The organism is Vineibacter terrae, assembly GCF_008039615.1.
GTDB lineage: Bacteria > Pseudomonadota > Alphaproteobacteria > Reyranellales > Reyranellaceae > Vineibacter > Vineibacter terrae.
Genome location: NZ_VDUZ01000021.1, coordinates 50025 through 65005, shown reverse-complemented (window position 1 = coordinate 65005; position 14981 = coordinate 50025). Strand labels below are relative to the sequence as shown.

The following is a 14981-nucleotide window of genomic DNA, read 5'->3' as shown; positions in this document are numbered from 1 at the left end:
GGGTAGGTGACACATCTGTCATCCCGAGCGCAGCGAGGTAGCGCCAGGGTAAGCCCTGGAAAGGAGGAAGGGCATGTGAGTGACCTGAAACCTTTTGAAGCGATCCAGCGGGTTCGACTCCCGCGCGGTAGAGGCTGAGAGCCGGCCAGCCGGAAGCGAGTCTTGCCTGGGTACCTGCGAGGGTACTCTTGAAGCGTAGACAGCGTGTGCTGAAGCCCCGTGGCAAGCCCCGAAATCGCTCTGATCGCCGGAGCCTTCGTGGTCCTCGCTGCGGGGGCAGCATCGTCGCTGCGTGATTGGCCAGGAGCGACGGTCCGACCGGGGTCCTGGAGCGGGGCAGAGGCACAGGATGGGTCGCCAGGGAACCTGGGAGGTCCCGTATTGTCCACGCGACGAGAGCCGGGATTGTGGACCACCGGCGAAACAAAGGTCCTGGCCCGTGCGGCGCCTCCGGCCGTGCGGGAGCGCTGCGGCGAGCACGAAGACAGGAGGTCGGCGTGGTACCTGCGAGCGAACCCAATAAGCGAGCGGGGATGCGGTGCGGGGCGTCGTAGCGCCTTCATAGTACTGATGACGCTGGGGAACCGTGCTTGGCGGGACCCGGCCGAGGGAAGGGAGGCGCCGCGGCATGGAGAGCCATTGGCGGGCAACACGGGAGGGGACACTGAGCCTGGCGAACCTGTCCACGAAACGACAATGGATAGCCGATCTGGCGAGGAGCAAGCGCGGCGTGGCGCTGAGCTCGCTGCATCACGTGATCGACCTTGAGTGGATGCTGGAGGCGTGGCGGCTGACGCGCAAGGATGGCGCCCCGGGCATCGACGGCGTGGTGGCGGCCGACTACGAGGCGACCCTGCAGGCCAACCTTGAGGACCTGCTGGGGCGCATCAAGTCGGGCCGCTACCGGGCGCCGCCGGTGCGACGGACGTACATCCCGAAGGCGGACGGCACGCAACGGCCACTGGGCATCCCGACCCTGGAAGACAAGGTGGCGCAGCGGGCGATCGTCATGGTGCTGGAGGCGGTCTACGAGCAGGACTTTGTGGACTGTTCGTATGGCTTCCGACCGGGGCGCTCGGCCCATCAGGCGCTGCAGGATCTGCGCAATGCCTGCATGGACCGGAGACTGCGCTGGGTGCTGGACGTCGATATACGCAAGTACTTCGACACGATCTCGCACCCGCATCTGCGAGCCTTCCTCGACCAGCGGGTCACGGACGGTGTGATCCGTCGGATGATCGACAAGTGGCTGAAGGCAGGGGTCCTGGAAGACGGGCTCCTGCAGCACCCGACGCAGGGCTCGCCGCAAGGCGGGGTCGTATCGCCGTTGCTGGCCAACATCTTCCTGCACCACGTGCTGGACGAGTGGTACGTCAAGGCGGTGCGGCCCCGGATGCGCGGTCCGAGCACCCTGGTCCGGTACGCCGACGACTTCGTGATGGCGTTCGCGGCGGTCCGCGACGCCGAGCGGGTGCTGGCGGTGCTGGGCAAGCGCGTGGCGAAGTATGGGCTGATGCTCCATCCTGAGAAGACGCGCTTCGTCGACTTCCGGCCTCCCCGGTCGGGTGGGGACACCCACCCGGGCACGGGCGGCACGACGTTCGACTTCCTGGGCTTCACCCACGTGTGGGGCAAGTCACGGCGAGGCTACGACGTGGTGCGGCAGCAGACGGCCAAAAGCCGGCTGGCGCGGGGGCTGGCTGCGGTGGACGACTGGTGCCGGCGTCACCGGCATCGGTCGATCACGGAGCAGCACCGCCATCTGACACAGATGGCGCGAGGCCACTATGCCTACTATGGCATGTCGGGAAACTTCCGGCGGGTGGGGTGGTACGGGCATGAGCTCGTGCGGGTCTGGAAGAAGTGGCTGTCACGGCGGGACAACGAAAGTACGTTCTGCTGGAGTGACATGAACGAGCTGCTCAAGCGGCTGCCGTTGCCACGGCCCAGCATCATCCATCGCTACACCACGTGAGCGAAGCTCCAGCGCGAAGAACCGGATGCGGTAATTCTGCACGTCCGGATCTGTGGGGGGTGGGGGCGGAAACGTCCCCACCTACCCGGCGATCTCCCGCGAATGGCGCACCGTCCGTCGCTGGCAGGAGATCCCTCGCTGCGCTCGGGATGACAGGTGTGTCAGCGACCAGCGATTCCAAGTACTAGCGCTGCCGCGTCTCGTGCTCGTGGACCTCGCTCATGAACGGGGCCGCCACGGCGGCATTCAATTTGCAGTCCAGGAACACCGGTCCGTCCGGCTTGGCCAGCAGCGACGCCAGCGACTGCAACTCGTCGAGCGTGCGGACGGTCGCGGCGCGGAAGCCGAAAGCCTCGGCAATGGGCGCGAAGTCGACATCCGGGAACACCGACTTCGCCACCGGCAGGTTGCGCAGCTTGAGGAAATGCAGCTCGGCGCCGTAGGCGCAGTCGTTCATCAGCACAATGACCAGCGGCAGGTCCTCGCGCACCACGGTCTCCAGCTCGCCCATGGTCATCAGGAAGCCGCCGTCGCCGACCACCAGCACCGTCGTCTCGTCGGGGCGGCCGCGCGCCACGCCCAGCGCGGTGCCGAAGCCCATGCCGATCGACGCAAAATCGCTGGTGAACTTGAAGTGCCCGGGGTTCGGCACCGACAGGTACGGCACGATGCCGAGGAAGTTGCCGGCGTCGTAGACCAGGTTGCGCTGCTGCGGCAGCAGCCGGTCGAGCGCGACGCCCAGTGACCGATGATCGAGCGTGCGCGGCGTGTTGGCGGGCTGGAAGTCCTTGGCAGGGTCGAAATCGGCAAGGAACCGGCGGGTCGCCTCGGCGTGGAACGGCCGCTCGGCATTGGAGCCCGCCGGCAGGGCTTCGAGCAGGGCCTCGGCCGCCAGGCGTGCGTCGCCGACCACGGCGAGGTCGGCGGCTTGCCAGCGGCCGATATTGCCGCGCACCGCATCGACGTGGATCAGCGGCACCTTGGGCAAGGCATGGCCAAAGCTCATGGTCAGCAGGTTGAGGCTGGCGCCGAACACCAGGACGCAGTCCGCCTGGTCGATCAGGCGGCGTCCGGCCGAATGCGAGAACGAGCCGATGATGCCGAGGTCACCGGGATGGCCGCGGAACATGTCCTTGGCGCGCACCGTGGTGACCATCAGCGCGCCGATGCGCTCGGCCAGCGCCTCGATCGCGGCCTTGGCGCCGGCCCGGTGGGCGCCCACGCCGGCGATGATCAGCGGCTTGCGGCTCTGCTGCAGCAGGCTGGCAGCGGCCGCGATGGCCTGCGGTCGTGGTGCCACCGGCGCTGCGCGCGGCGGCCGCGGCGTCGGCGCCGGAACGCCGGCCGTAATCTCCATGTCGGCGAGCTGCACGCTGGTCGGCAGCAGCAACGCGGCCAGACCGCCCTGCATCGCGGTGCCGGCGGCGTCGGCCAGCGCCGCGCGCGCCGTGCCGGGACTGCTGGCGGCGAACACCCGGATGCCGGCAGCGCCCAGCACACCGGTGGCGTTGAAGCTCTTGTAGTCCGGCCCCATCGTGTTGGCGGCGCCGGCGGCGGCCGCCGCCTCGCCATAGATGATCAGCACCTTCGAGCCGGTGCGGTTGGCGTAGGTGGCGCCGTGCAGGCTGTTGGCGGTCGCCGGTCCACGGCCGATCACGGCGATGCCGAGCTTGCCGGTGGCGGAGGCGAAGCCCTCCGCCATGGCGATGGCGTTGTTCTCGTGACGAGCGCCGTAGAAGCGCACGCCCGAGCTGTCGAGGGCCGTGGCGAACACGGCGGTGTCGTCGCTCATCAGGCCGAAGACCTGCTCGACGCCGAGCGCCTTGATGTCCTCGGCCAGGATCTGGTGGGTCGGCACCCGTTGGACGTTGCCCTCTTGCCTGATCGCGCTGCTCATCGCTGTCCTCCGCATTTGTCAGCGTGTCGTCGCCGGGCCGCCGGGCGATCCGCCCCCTGCGGGCTAGGCCACGGGATCGAGCATGACCACGGGGATCTCGCGCGCGGTCGCCTTGCGCTGGTAGTCGGCATAGGGCGGCCAGAACACGACCGCCTCGTCCCATAGCCGCGTCCGCTCGGCGCCGGTCACGGTCCGGGCGCGCATCCGCTTCTTCTCGGTGCCGACCTGGACCTCGACCTCGGGATTGGCCAGGATGTTGCGATACCAGCCGGGATGCTCCGACGCGCCGCCCTTGGATGCGACCACGAAGTAGCTGCCGCCGTCCTCGCCGTAGAACAGCGGGAATAGGTACTTCTCGCCCGACTTGCGCCCCCTGGTGATCAGCAGCAGCGACGGCACGGTCAGCGTCGGGCCGTTGGGCAGCGTGATCGTGTACATGTGGCCGTCGGTGCCGCCGCTCGAGAGGTAGCGGTCGACATGGTCCTTCATCCACTGCGGGAGATTGGGGGCCAGCTTGACGTCGGTCATCGTTGTCTCCTCATGTGCTTGCGGTCGGCCATCAGGTCGGCAGCCGCGTCGACTGCCACGTTACCATTTGCCAGCGTCCGTCGCGCCGGGCGTAGACATCGGTGAAGCGCACGACGAAGGCATTGGGCGTGCCGTTCGAGGTGACCCTGATCTGGGCGAGCCCGGTCAGCACCACGGCCTCGCCGAGGTCTTGCGCTGTGACATCCGACGGGTCGACGCCGGTGTAGACGGTCGCGCCCGACACCATCGCGTCGATCAGGCTCCGCTTGGTGTCGACCCTCGCCGAGGAGTGGGTATAGACCAGGTCGTCGGCCAGCACGGTCTCGAGCATGGCGATGTCCTTCGTCGCCATCGCCTGCATGCGCTTCCTGTCGAGCTCGACGATCATCGATGCATTGTCCGCCATCGAGGTCCTCCGTGATCTGCCTTCCGGTCGGGTCCGACCTGCGGCCCGGCTCGAGGAGTGCATGGTCGCGGGCTGGTCCGCGTTCGGCAACCCAATTCGCGTCGTCGCCCCGATCCCGTGCCGGCGCTCTTGGCCGGCACGCCATCGAGCCGCTACGCTGGCGGCACATGCCAGGAGCCTCATCGTGACCGACCGTGCCCATGTCCTGCTGTGGACCGATTCCGCTGCCGCCTACCTCGATGCCGTCGCATCGGCGGGCTTGTCCGATCGCGTCGTGATCGACGCGCTCGCGCGCAAGGACCGGCCGTCACCGGAGCAGCTCGCCCGCACCGTCGCCATGATGGCGCCGGCGGTTCCGGCCGGCCTGCTGCCGGAGATGCCGAAGCTGCGCTGGGTCCAGGCGATGAGCGCCGGCGTCGAGGGCTGGCTGGCGCTGCCGGACCTGCCGCCCGGTCTCGTGCTCACCTGCGCGCGCGGTACGCATCGCGAATCGATGCCTGAGAACATCATCGGCGCGCTGTTCTACGTCAGCAAGCCGTATGCGATGGCGGTCGAGAACCAGAAGCGGCGCGCCTGGGTCGGCACCGTGGCGCAGCCGCTGACCGGCAAGACCCTGGGCATCCTTGGCCTCGGCGCCATTGGCCAGGAGGTCGCCCGGATCGCCGCGGCGCTGGGCATGCGCGTGATCGGCACGCGTCGCCGGCCGGCGCCGATGGCGCATGTCGCCGAGATTCTGCCGCCCGATCACACCGATACAGTGCTGGCGCAATCCGACATCCTGCTGCTGTTGCTGCCGGCGACGCCTGCCACCGAGAACCTGATCGATGCCCGCAGCCTGGGCCTGATGAAGCCCTCGGCATGGCTGCTGAATTTCGGCCGCGGCCACCTGATCAACGACAACGACCTGATCGCCGCCGTGAGGCAGAGGAAGATCGCCGGCGCCATGCTCGACGTCTTCCGGCAGGAACCGCTGCCGGCGGACCATCCGTTCTGGACGACCGAGGGCATCATCGTGCTGCCGCATATCGGTGGCCCGCACCCGCAGCGCGACAAGATCGTCGCCCGCCTGTTCGTGGACAACCTGGACAGGTTCCTGCGCGGCGCGCCGCTGAAGGAGGTCGTCGACCGCGACGCCGGCTACTAGGCTTCGCTGTCATCCGTCATGGCGCGAGCCATCCAAGGCCGCTGACACGATCCTCCGGCTCTGCTCTTATCGGCGGTGCAGACAGACCGGGGAAACGTCCATGAAGATCAGCACACAGGCCGATATCGACGCGCTGGAGCGCGTGCCCGTCACCGAGCGCATCCGCCACGCCAACGTCGTCGACCTGCTGCGCGATACCGCTAAGCAGAACGCTGACCGCGTCGCGTTCCGCTATCTGTCCGGCACCGGCCCGTCCGATCCCGTCCGCGACATCACCTATGCCGAGCTGCAGCGGCGCGTGACCCAGACCGCCAACCTGCTGCGCGCGCACGGCATCGGCCCGGACGATGTCGTCACGCTGCTGATGCCCAGCGTGCCGGAGACCTTCTTCGCGCTGTGGGGCGCCGAGATTGCCGCCGTCGCCAACCCGGTGAACTATTTCCTCGATGCCGCGCAGATCGCGGGCATCATGAAGGAGGCCGGCGCCAAGGCGCTGATCGCCGCCGATGCGTCGATCTTCCCCGATATCTGGCCCAAGGTCGACACGATCCGGGCCGCGATGCCGGACCTGAAGGTGTTCCGCGTCGGCGGCGGCGACACGCGCATCCCGGGCGTGATCGCTTACGAAAGCGGCCTCGATGAGCAGCCCGCCGACCGGCTGGTGGCGCCCAAGCCTGCCGATCGCGACACGGTGGCGGCGCTGTTCCATACCGGCGGCACGACGGGGCTGCCCAAGCTGGCGAAGCATACGCACGGCGCGCTCACGCTGATGGCCTGGACCAACACGCTGATGTTCGATCTCGGTCCCGGCACCGTGCTGCTCAACCCGCTGCCGCAGTTCCATGTCGGCGGCTCCCTGTTCGGCGCGCTGGCGCCGATCGCCAATGGCTGGACGGTCGTGATCCCGACGCCGCTGGGCGCGCGCAATCCCAACGTGGTGCGCGACTACTGGGGCATCGTCGCGCGCAACCGCGTCACAATCGGCGGCGCCGTCCCGACCAGCCTGGCCGCGATCATGAATGTGCCGCGCGAGGATCATGACATCTCGTCGCTCAAATGCTTCGTCACCGGCGGCTCGACCGTGCCGGTGGAGCTGATCCGCCGCATCGAGCGCGAGATCGGCACGCCGGTGGTCGAAGGCTACGGCATGACCGAGGTGCATTGCTATTCGACCATGAACCCGCTGCACGGCGAGCGTCGCACCGGATCGGTCGGGCTGCGCGTGCCCTATACGGCCGTTCGCATCGCCGACGTCGCGCCCGACGGCACCATCCGCCGCGACTGCGCCATCGGCGAGATCGGCCATGTCCTGATGCGGGGGCCGCAGGTGACGCCCGGCTACCTCGACCCCCGCCACGACCGGGGCGCGATGCTGGCCGATGGCTGGCTCGATTCGGGCGATCTCGGCCGGCTCGATGCCGAGGGCTATGTCTGGCTGACCGGCCGCTCGAAGGACCTCATCATTCGCGGCGGCCACAACATCGATCCGGCGGTGATCGAGGAGGCGCTGAACCGCCATCCCGCGGTCGAGACCGCGGCCGCGGTCGGCCTGCCCGACACCTATGCCGGCGAGCTGCCGATGGTCTTCGTGCAGCTGCGCCCCGGCGCCACCGCCACGGCGGAGGAGCTGCGCGAGTTCTGCCGCAAGGAGATTCCGGAACGGGCCGCGGTGCCGGTGCAGGTCGTGCCGATCCCGGTCATGCCGCTGACCGGGGTCGGCAAGATCTTCAAGCCGGCTCTGCGCCTGGAAGCGGCCAAGCGTGCCTTCGATGCGGCATTGGCGCCGCTGCACGCCGACGGCGTTGCCGCCACCGTGACGGTGCGCAACGACCCGACGCACGGCACCCTGGCGGAAGTCCGCGTGCCGGCCGGCGCGGCCATGCCCAGGGATGCGATCGTGGCGCGTTGCGGTGATCTGCTGGGCGGCTTCCAGATCCGCCACACGGTCGTGTTCGAACCCTGAATGGCGCCAAGCTCCGCCGAGTCAGCGTTTCCCTTCGATCGACTGCGCCAAGCTGCACCGGGCGGTGTTAGGCACCTTCGGACTTTCGGTTACGTAGGGCAGCAGGCCGTTGTCCATGTCCGCGAAGGTATCAACATCCTCACCACTTTTGCCGAGTTGGACCTTCGCAGAAATCCCGAGAGCCGTTGCACCTGAAGAGATGTTCATACCTCAACGATGATCCCGGTTGCGATGATTGCCAGTACAAGAGCCGAAATAACGATGTAGGGGTAGTCGCGCTCGCGCAGAAAGATGATCAGCATCAGCGCCACCCGAGCAACCGGCAGGAGAATGAATACCGCAACGCCGGCCTTCACCGCGTCATGCCCACTCAGAGGAACGACAAGCGAATCCTGGAGTGGCTCGACCGCCGTTAAGAGGACGCCGACAGCAATCAGAGCGGAAGCGAACCATGTTCCGTACCAGAGCAGCCCGGCAATGATCTGATCCCCGCGCTCAAAATTGTCTGCCGTAGGCTTCATGCTCACGCTCCGAGGATATGGATGCCGAAGGCGCTCAGGAGCATCTGAACCGCCAACAGCGCGAGAACGATCACGAAGAAGATGCGCACCTTGTCGGCTGGAAGCCCCATCAGCAGACGTGCGCCGACAAGCGCGCCGACGACCGAGCCAAGCGCGATGGGACCGGCAATACCCATGTCGATATCGCCCCGCACGAAGTATGCGCCCGCGCTTGCGGCCGCCGTCACCCCGATCATGAAGTTTGATGTGGCGGATGAGACTTTGATGGGGAGCCGCAAGGCAGTGTCCATCGCCGGGATTTTCAGGACGCCGGAGCCGATGCCCAGCAGCGCAGAGATCAGGCCCGCCCCGTACATTAGCACCATGCCGAGCGGGACTCGGGCAACCTGATACGGCACCTGCTGTCCCGACACATGATCGGGAAAGCTCGAGTGCAGGCGCAATGCCGCGGCCCAGTTCTTCACGTTCGGGGCATTCGCGTCGACCACCTCACGCCGCCGCACAAGCATCTGTTTCGCGGAAAGCGCCAGAATGGCCGCAAACAGGCCATACAGAAGCGAAGTCGAGACGATGCCGATCAGGAACACGCCGGTAAGCGCGCCGAGCGTGGTGGCCGTCTCAAGGACGATGGCAAGCCGGATGTTGGTCAAGCGACCTTTCAGGAAGGGAGCTGCGCTACCGCATGAGCAGGCGATCACCGAAACGATGCTCGCCCCGATCGCGACATGAATGTCTACGCCGAAAACCAGCGTCAGGATCGGCACGATAAAGATGCCGCTGGCCATGCCAAGCACGCCGCCGAGGGCACTTGCGCCGAAAGCGGCTACGGATAGCCACAAGATTTCCATCGCTCCGCCTTCGGGTCATGAACGTTCGCGCGGACGTCGGGCCAAGCGAGTGACGAAGCTGATCAAGTCGCCGCGATAGTGGAGCTTTTCGTAGTCGATGGGCCGATGCCCTTTTGTGTATGACGTGCGCTCGATCAGGAAGACCGCGCTGCCGGGTTCGACGGCGAGGGCCTGGGCTACACCCGGCGCGGCGGTGATGGCTTCAAGCCGATATTCCGCCTCGGTGAGCGGCACATCGTATTTGCCTTCAAGCAGCGAGAAGATCGGCTCGGCGTCCAGATCGTGAGTGACGACCTTCTCCCCGATCTCGCGCGGCAGGTAGGTTTCATCGAAGGACATGGCAACGCCATCGGCCAGCCGCACGCGCTGAATTCTCATGACGAGGCTGCCAGGGGGCACGGCGAGCTGCCGGGCAACGTCGGTATCGGCTGGCACAACCCGCTTATCCAGCAGCCGGGCGGTTGGCGTGCGGCCGAGCGCCTGCATGTCCTCGACGAAGCCGGTCAGATTAGTCAGTTCCTGGGTGATCTTGGGCTGCGCGACGAAGGTGCCTTTGCCGCGCCGGATTTCTACCAGGCCGCGCGCCACGAGATTTTCAATCGCTTTGCGAACCGTCGTACGGCTGACGCTGAAGCGCTCGATCAAACGATCTTCCGGCGGGAGCTGGCTGCCCGGAGGGAGGATCTCCATCGAAATGTCGGAAGCCAGAGTCGCTTCTACCTTGGCGTATAACGGCCTGTTCTCAAGTTCGTTGCTCATGAAGAGGTGGTGACATCATGACGTCGTTATGTCAATGAAAGCGTTAGAATGCGGCGCCCACCGTCCGCGCGCGGATCGCTCGCCAGCCGACGAACGAGTGTGCCATGCTGTGAACGAGGCGTTGACCGCAGGCCAGCACCCCAACGCAGTTGTTCAATGCGCCTGAGGTGCGGCCAGCGCGGCTGGAAGGCCGGGCGGACTTCTGCGCGCCCACCTTGCTGCGTCCCAGGCGACAAGGATGCGCACCATCGCGGCTCCTGTAAGAGCGCCGATGCTCGACGGTTCCGGTCTCATCGGATGGCGCTGCCCGGAGCAGGAGCGTACGATAGGCTTTATCGCTGCCCATGGAGGAACGCATGCTGCCGTTGAAGGTCTTCTGGCAGCCTGGTTGAACCAGCTGTCTGAGGCTCAAGGAGTTTCTATCGATCCGTGAGATCGAATTCGTATCGGTGAACGTGCTTGAGGATCCGGCCGGCCGCGCCGAGCTGGAGCGGCTGGGCGCGCGCTCGATCCCGGTGCTGTCGCGCGGCGATGCCTTTGTCTTCGGCCAGAGCCTGCCGCAGATCATCGCGTTCCTGGGCCTTGACGAAGCCGGCGGACCAGCGCTTTCGACAGCCGAGCTGCACGCGCGGCTCGACAAGTTCCTGACGGCGGCGCTGGAGCTGCTGCCGCTGATGCCGCACGACCGGCTTGGCATCCATGTCCCGGGGCGGCCGCGCAGCTACCGCGCGCTCGGCTTCCATCTTTTCCGAGTCGTGGTTGCGTTCCTCGATGCCGGCGATGGGGCGACGCTGGAGCAGGCCAGCTTCCGCGAGGAGCCCGCGGCCGATGCCGGCACCGCTTCCCTCGTGGCCTATGGTGAGGACGTGCGCCGGCGCTTCCGTGATTGGTGGGCGTCCGGCGACACCACGGCCACCCGGGTGCTGAGCACCTACTATGGGCCGCAAAGCCTGCACGAGCTGCTTGAGCGGACGACCTGGCATGCCGGCCAGCACGTGCGGCAATGGATGATGCTGCTGGAGCTGGAGGGCGTGGACCATCACCGCCCGCTGGTCGACGGCGACTTCGCCAAGCTGCCCATGCCGCGTGATGTCTGGGACGGCTGATGCCCGATGGTGCCGAGGTGTCCTACTCCTCGTTGCGCCAGCTTCCCAGGAGGAACACCTTTCGTCGGCGCCGGTTCTGCCCGGCAAGGTCTTGCATGTCGGACAGGCTTGAGCCTTCCATCCGCTTCCGGATGATCATCCTGGCGATCACGCCGATGATGAAGAACGGCGCAAGGTATATGAACGCGCCCGCAAGTGCCTTCATCGGTTGCTTCCCTGACCGCGGCATCGCGTAGCCCTGCCAGGGACAATACGCCCGCCGGCGGGTTGGCGCCAGAGCCCGCTGTCGCACCGAACCGCTGTAACACCGCCCGGCCGGCTGCGGGCGGTCGGCCCCCTTGCCCCGCTTGCACGCCGGGAACCGGACGGGCTTCATTTCGTTGCGACCCTCACAGGGACCTACGACGCATTCGCGCTTTTGGGGGGCGAATAATCATGAACGCTCTGCTGAGGCTTGTACCCGCCGGTCCACCCCGGCGGGCCGGGCATATCGCGAGCAAGACGACAACCGAGCAGCCTGGCAACGGCCACCAGCGTCCGTCGACCGTCCTCGTCGTGGAGGACGAGATACTCATCCGCATGCCGGTCGCCGACTATCTCCGCGACTGTGGCTACCGCGTGCTCGAGGCGTCGAATGCGGCGGAGGCCCAGGCCTTGTTCAGGGCCAGCGAGCCGATCGAGATTGTCTTCTCGGATGTGAACATGCCGGGCGGGATGAACGGGTTCGCCCTGGCGCAGTGGGTCCGCCAGGAATACCCCGATGTCAGGATCATCCTGACGTCCGGCATCGCGAGCACTGCCCGGAATGCGGAGCAGGTTTGTGCCGAGGGTTCGTTCCTGGAGAAGCCGTACTCCTATGAGGCGCTCGCCGCGCACATCAAGCGGCTGCTCGCGGCAGGCGTCTGAACCGCTGGCTCATCTATCCGTCACCGTCGTCGCCGAGCGCCGCGACCACGATCAGCTCCTTGCCGTATGCCGGCGGAGCGCCAAAGAAATCGCTATGCTCGGTCCTGACGCTGAAGCCGCAGAGCTCCAGCAGGTAGCGCAGCTCCCACCGGTAGGTCCACCGCACCGCCAGCTCGCGCGTGGCCGAGGCGATCACCGCGCCGTTGCCGTCGTGCTCGGTGTAGCGCCACAGGTCGTGGCGCACCTGGGCGACATGGTCGAGACGGCAGCTCAGGACGTCGGCCTCGTAGTACCGGCCGGTCGCGGGATGCATGCCGGCCAGCACCGGCCCCACGCCGCCGTCGCCGATCAGCACGTCCAGCCGCGGATCGTACAGATGCAGGGCCAGCCGGCCCGCGGGCCGCAGGTGGCGGCGGATCACGTGCAGGGCCTGGCGCTGCAGGTCGGCGGTCAGCAGCTGCTGGAATGACCGGAAGGGCACGATCACACAGCCGAAGCGCTGCCCGAGGTCGAGCCGGGTCATGTCGCCGTGCAGCAGCGTCAGCCGGTCGCGCACCGGCGCCGGCGCGGCCTGCCGCTTGCCGCGCGCGATCGCCAGCATCGCCTCGGCGGTGTCGACGCCCGTGATGTCCAGCCCCGCCGTCGCCAGGGGCAGGGCCACGCGTCCCGTGCCGCATCCCAGCTCGAGCACCGGCCCGCCTGTCGCGCGTGCCAGCCGCTCGTAGAAGGCGATGTCGCCGGCAAGCGGATGCTGGCCGGCGCCGTGGAACGCGTCATAGGCTTCGACAAAGATCGATCCGACGCCGTCGTAGAACGAACCCACCGATACTCTCCCGGCGTCCCCGCCTCTATCCGCCTATCGCAGCTCGCGAGGATCGAGCTTCAGGACGAAGGGCTTGCGCGCTTCCCCCGTGCTCGGCAGGGGCTGGCAGCGCGGGTCGAGCACGGCCCGCAGCGCCGCTGCCGCGAAAGCCCGCAGGGGCGCGTTCTGCGCCAGCGCCGCCTGGGTTTCGCCCGCGAGCTTCGCATCGTCGACCCGGCCATCGGATGTCATGTCGACGATGACGAGGACGGTCATCTGGGCCGGATCGCCGCCTGCGTTCCTGACCTGCCAGCAGCGCTTCAGCTTGCGCACCATCTGGGTATTCTCGCCCGTCGCCAGGGGCTCCGCGGCCGCGGCGGCCGTATCCGCCATTGGCCGCGGCTCGCCGGTGGCCGATGGTGGCGTGACGGGCTTGCAGAAACCGTAGACCTCGACGATCCGGTTGAGGTCGGCCGAGCGGGCCTCCTCGCCGCCATGGCGGCCGGCCAGGGCGTAGGGTTGCCGCCACGCATCGGGGATGGACATCGAAGCGGAGAAATAGAACCAGAGGAGAAACCGTGTCGCTTCCGACTGCGGGACGCGGCCGGACAATTGCAGCTTCTGCGCCGCGTCCCCGTTGGGCTCGAAGAAGGCGGCGCAGTAGCCCGCCCTCAACGCCAGGCTGCGTGCGGCCTGCTCGCCGGCTGCCGGCTGCTGCTCTGTCGCCGATCGCTGCTGGGCTGCTGCCGGGTTCGACAGGCAAACGCCCACCGCGATGCTGGCGATCAGCACGATGCGAGGCCACCCGGTCGTGGGACGTGCGCGCATGGGCCTATCCAGAATGCCTTCTTGAACCGCTGTCGGCAACAGCGCCCCGCCCGCCGACAGCTTGGCATCGCAAGATTGCAACGAGCCTACGCGAACGCCTGCCGGATGCGGGCCCAGTCGGCGAGCGCCTGCTCCTGGCCGGGCACGAGCTGGATCGTGAACTGGGTGTAGCCTGCAGAGCGCAGCGCATCGATGCGCTGCTTGATCTCTGCCTCGGTCGCCGTGAACGAGGTTGCGCGGATCAGGTCGGCCGTGACGAAGGATTTTTCTTCCGGCTTGATGAACATCAGATGCCCGCGATGGTTCTGCAGGTAGCGGGCATCGGCGGGCTCGAAGGTGCGCGCCAGCGCAATATAGCCATCCAGCTCGGCGCGGCGCTTGGTCGGCATGCTGACGCCGGGCGTCAGGCCGGACAGCGCCTCGTCGGCGGCCCGATGCAGCATCACAGCCGCACGCGGCCCGGCCTGCGCCATGGCTCGCGCCGAATCGGCCGGCTCGCCCTCTTGCAGCACGCAGCCCAGGGCGAAGGCGGTGGCGAGCAGGTCGCTGCCGGCACGTCCGGCCTTGCGCCATTCCTCCTGCATCGCCGTCACTTCCTTGATCCCGGTCTCGACATTGCCGACGAAATCGATCCACCCGGCGCCAAGCTTGGCCGTCAGCGCGCGGGTACGGGGGCCGAAAGCCGACAGGTGCAGCGCGATCGGGTCGTGGGTGTTGAAGAGGTCCATCTCGGGATTGAGGAAGCGGATTCTGCGCTGCTGGCCTTCCATCTCGAAATCGACGATCTCGCGGCGCAGGAGCCCGTACACCTGGTTGATGTAGGTCTCCATCGCCTTGATCTTCATCGCGCCGAACCCCATGGCGCGGCGGGCGGTGAAGCCGGTGCCGACACCGAAGTCGATACGGCCGGGCGCCAGCTGGTTGAGCGAGGCCAGCGCGCCGGCGGCAACCGGCGCGATGCGGTTCGATGGGACCAGCACACCGGTGCCCAGCCGGATGCGCTTCGTGTTGACCGCTGCCGCTCCCATGGCCACGAAGCAATCGGCGTTCAGCATCTGCGTGTCATAGAACCAGGTGTGCGTGAAGCCGAGCTCCTCGGCGCGTTGCACCACCTTCCAGGAATCCGCCGCCGTGGGCAGTGCGATACCGAAATCCATCGTTTCCCTCCCTCGCCGCCATGGAACCTGCGCGGCGCCGACCCTGCAGCCCGTGCTGCTGCCACACAGCAATGTCAATACGCGATCCGGCATCGCTGCCTGAAACGGTGATTGCCTCGAGGCCACGCGAGCGTGAGGATG

Annotated in this window: 15 protein-coding genes; 5 read left to right on the top strand and 10 right to left on the bottom strand. The window is 67.3% G+C overall.

Going from position 1 to position 14981, the window contains the following annotated elements:
- The first annotated feature begins 730 nt into the window (after positions 1-730).
- Positions 731-1975 (top strand): group II intron reverse transcriptase/maturase, encoded by a 1245-nt coding sequence (gene ltrA, locus FHP25_RS18790; RefSeq protein ID WP_147848489.1) that lies wholly within the window; start codon positions 731-733, stop codon positions 1973-1975.
- 184 nt (positions 1976-2159) lie between these two features.
- On the opposite strand, the gene FHP25_RS18785 is transcribed toward ltrA, so the two are convergent.
- From FHP25_RS18785 to FHP25_RS18775, 3 genes are all read right to left on the bottom strand, one after another.
- On the bottom strand, positions 2160-3872 hold the full coding sequence (locus FHP25_RS18785) for a thiamine pyrophosphate-binding protein (RefSeq protein ID WP_178133625.1): 1713 nt from the start codon (positions 3870-3872) through the stop codon (positions 2160-2162).
- Between the two features lie 63 nt (positions 3873-3935).
- On the bottom strand, positions 3936-4400 hold the full coding sequence (locus tag FHP25_RS18780) for a nitroreductase family deazaflavin-dependent oxidoreductase (RefSeq protein WP_147848487.1): 465 nt from the start codon (positions 4398-4400) through the stop codon (positions 3936-3938).
- Positions 4401-4431: 31 nt separating this feature from the next.
- Positions 4432-4806, bottom strand: coding sequence for a nuclear transport factor 2 family protein (locus FHP25_RS18775; protein WP_178133624.1), 375 nt, complete (start codon positions 4804-4806; stop codon positions 4432-4434).
- Positions 4807-4990: 184 nt separating this feature from the next.
- On the opposite strand from FHP25_RS18775, the gene FHP25_RS18770 reads away from it, so the two are divergent.
- Together FHP25_RS18770 and FHP25_RS18765 are read left to right on the top strand one after the other, a co-directional pair.
- On the top strand, positions 4991-5950 hold the full coding sequence (locus tag FHP25_RS18770; protein ID WP_178133623.1) for a D-2-hydroxyacid dehydrogenase: 960 nt from the start codon (positions 4991-4993) through the stop codon (positions 5948-5950).
- Between the two features lie 100 nt (positions 5951-6050).
- Positions 6051-7913, top strand: coding sequence for an acyl-CoA synthetase (locus tag FHP25_RS18765; protein ID WP_147848485.1), 1863 nt, complete (start codon positions 6051-6053; stop codon positions 7911-7913).
- A 203-nt stretch (positions 7914-8116) separates the two neighbouring features.
- On the opposite strand, the gene FHP25_RS18760 is transcribed toward FHP25_RS18765, so the two are convergent.
- From FHP25_RS18760 to FHP25_RS18750, 3 genes are read right to left on the bottom strand one after another with little or no spacing between them, the layout of a single operon-like run.
- On the bottom strand, positions 8117-8434 hold the full coding sequence (locus FHP25_RS18760; RefSeq protein ID WP_147848484.1) for a DUF1634 domain-containing protein: 318 nt from the start codon (positions 8432-8434) through the stop codon (positions 8117-8119).
- Positions 8435-8436: 2 nt separating this feature from the next.
- Positions 8437-9282 (bottom strand): sulfite exporter TauE/SafE family protein, encoded by an 846-nt coding sequence (locus tag FHP25_RS18755; RefSeq protein ID WP_147848483.1) that lies wholly within the window; start codon positions 9280-9282, stop codon positions 8437-8439.
- 15 nt (positions 9283-9297) lie between these two features.
- A complete protein-coding gene (locus FHP25_RS18750) occupies positions 9298-10041 on the bottom strand; it encodes a GntR family transcriptional regulator (protein WP_147848482.1) in 744 nt (247 codons plus the stop codon).
- 401 nt (positions 10042-10442) lie between these two features.
- Here FHP25_RS18750 and FHP25_RS18745 point away from each other — a divergent pair, with 401 nt between their 5' ends.
- Entirely contained in the window at positions 10443-11147 is a 705-nt protein-coding gene (locus tag FHP25_RS18745; protein ID WP_147848481.1) for a DinB family protein, read from the top strand.
- Positions 11148-11169: 22 nt separating this feature from the next.
- Here FHP25_RS18745 and FHP25_RS18740 read toward each other — a convergent pair whose 3' ends face one another.
- A complete protein-coding gene (locus tag FHP25_RS18740) occupies positions 11170-11352 on the bottom strand; it encodes a hypothetical protein (RefSeq protein WP_147848480.1) in 183 nt (60 codons plus the stop codon).
- Positions 11353-11582: 230 nt separating this feature from the next.
- On the opposite strand from FHP25_RS18740, the gene FHP25_RS18735 reads away from it, so the two are divergent.
- Entirely contained in the window at positions 11583-12053 is a 471-nt protein-coding gene (locus tag FHP25_RS18735) for a response regulator (protein ID WP_147848479.1), read from the top strand.
- 13 nt (positions 12054-12066) lie between these two features.
- On the opposite strand, the gene FHP25_RS18730 is transcribed toward FHP25_RS18735, so the two are convergent.
- The 3 genes from FHP25_RS18730 to FHP25_RS18720 all read right to left on the bottom strand — a co-directional run bounded on the left by FHP25_RS18730 (position 12067) and on the right by FHP25_RS18720 (position 14840).
- On the bottom strand, positions 12067-12876 hold the full coding sequence (locus FHP25_RS18730; protein WP_147848478.1) for a class I SAM-dependent methyltransferase: 810 nt from the start codon (positions 12874-12876) through the stop codon (positions 12067-12069).
- 33 nt (positions 12877-12909) lie between these two features.
- Entirely contained in the window at positions 12910-13683 is a 774-nt protein-coding gene (locus tag FHP25_RS18725; protein ID WP_147848477.1) for a hypothetical protein, read from the bottom strand.
- A gap of 86 nt (positions 13684-13769) precedes the next feature.
- Positions 13770-14840, bottom strand: a complete 1071-nt coding sequence (locus FHP25_RS18720) for an LLM class flavin-dependent oxidoreductase (protein WP_178133621.1) — start codon at positions 14838-14840, stop codon at positions 13770-13772.
- Between the last annotated feature and the right edge of the window lie 141 nt (positions 14841-14981).

What these genes read in the sequence shown, in the direction of transcription:
- FHP25_RS18785 (WP_178133625.1), bottom strand. Translation starts at nt 3,872, where the DNA reads ATGAGCAGCGCGATCAGGCAAGAGGGCAACGTCCAACGGGTGCCGACC.
- FHP25_RS18780 (WP_147848487.1), bottom strand. Translation starts at nt 4,400, where the DNA reads ATGACCGACGTCAAGCTGGCCCCCAATCTCCCGCAGTGGATGAAGGAC.
- FHP25_RS18775 (WP_178133624.1), bottom strand. Translation starts at nt 4,806, where the DNA reads ATGGCGGACAATGCATCGATGATCGTCGAGCTCGACAGGAAGCGCATG.
- FHP25_RS18765 (WP_147848485.1), top strand. Translation starts at nt 6,051, where the DNA reads ATGAAGATCAGCACACAGGCCGATATCGACGCGCTGGAGCGCGTGCCC.
- FHP25_RS18760 (WP_147848484.1), bottom strand. Translation starts at nt 8,434, where the DNA reads ATGAAGCCTACGGCAGACAATTTTGAGCGCGGGGATCAGATCATTGCC.
- FHP25_RS18755 (WP_147848483.1), bottom strand. Translation starts at nt 9,282, where the DNA reads ATGGAAATCTTGTGGCTATCCGTAGCCGCTTTCGGCGCAAGTGCCCTC.
- FHP25_RS18750 (WP_147848482.1), bottom strand. Translation starts at nt 10,041, where the DNA reads ATGAGCAACGAACTTGAGAACAGGCCGTTATACGCCAAGGTAGAAGCG.
- FHP25_RS18740 (WP_147848480.1), bottom strand. Translation starts at nt 11,352, where the DNA reads ATGAAGGCACTTGCGGGCGCGTTCATATACCTTGCGCCGTTCTTCATC.
- FHP25_RS18735 (WP_147848479.1), top strand. Translation starts at nt 11,583, where the DNA reads ATGAACGCTCTGCTGAGGCTTGTACCCGCCGGTCCACCCCGGCGGGCC.
- FHP25_RS18725 (WP_147848477.1), bottom strand. Translation starts at nt 13,683, where the DNA reads ATGCGCGCACGTCCCACGACCGGGTGGCCTCGCATCGTGCTGATCGCC.
- FHP25_RS18720 (WP_178133621.1), bottom strand. Translation starts at nt 14,840, where the DNA reads ATGGATTTCGGTATCGCACTGCCCACGGCGGCGGATTCCTGGAAGGTG.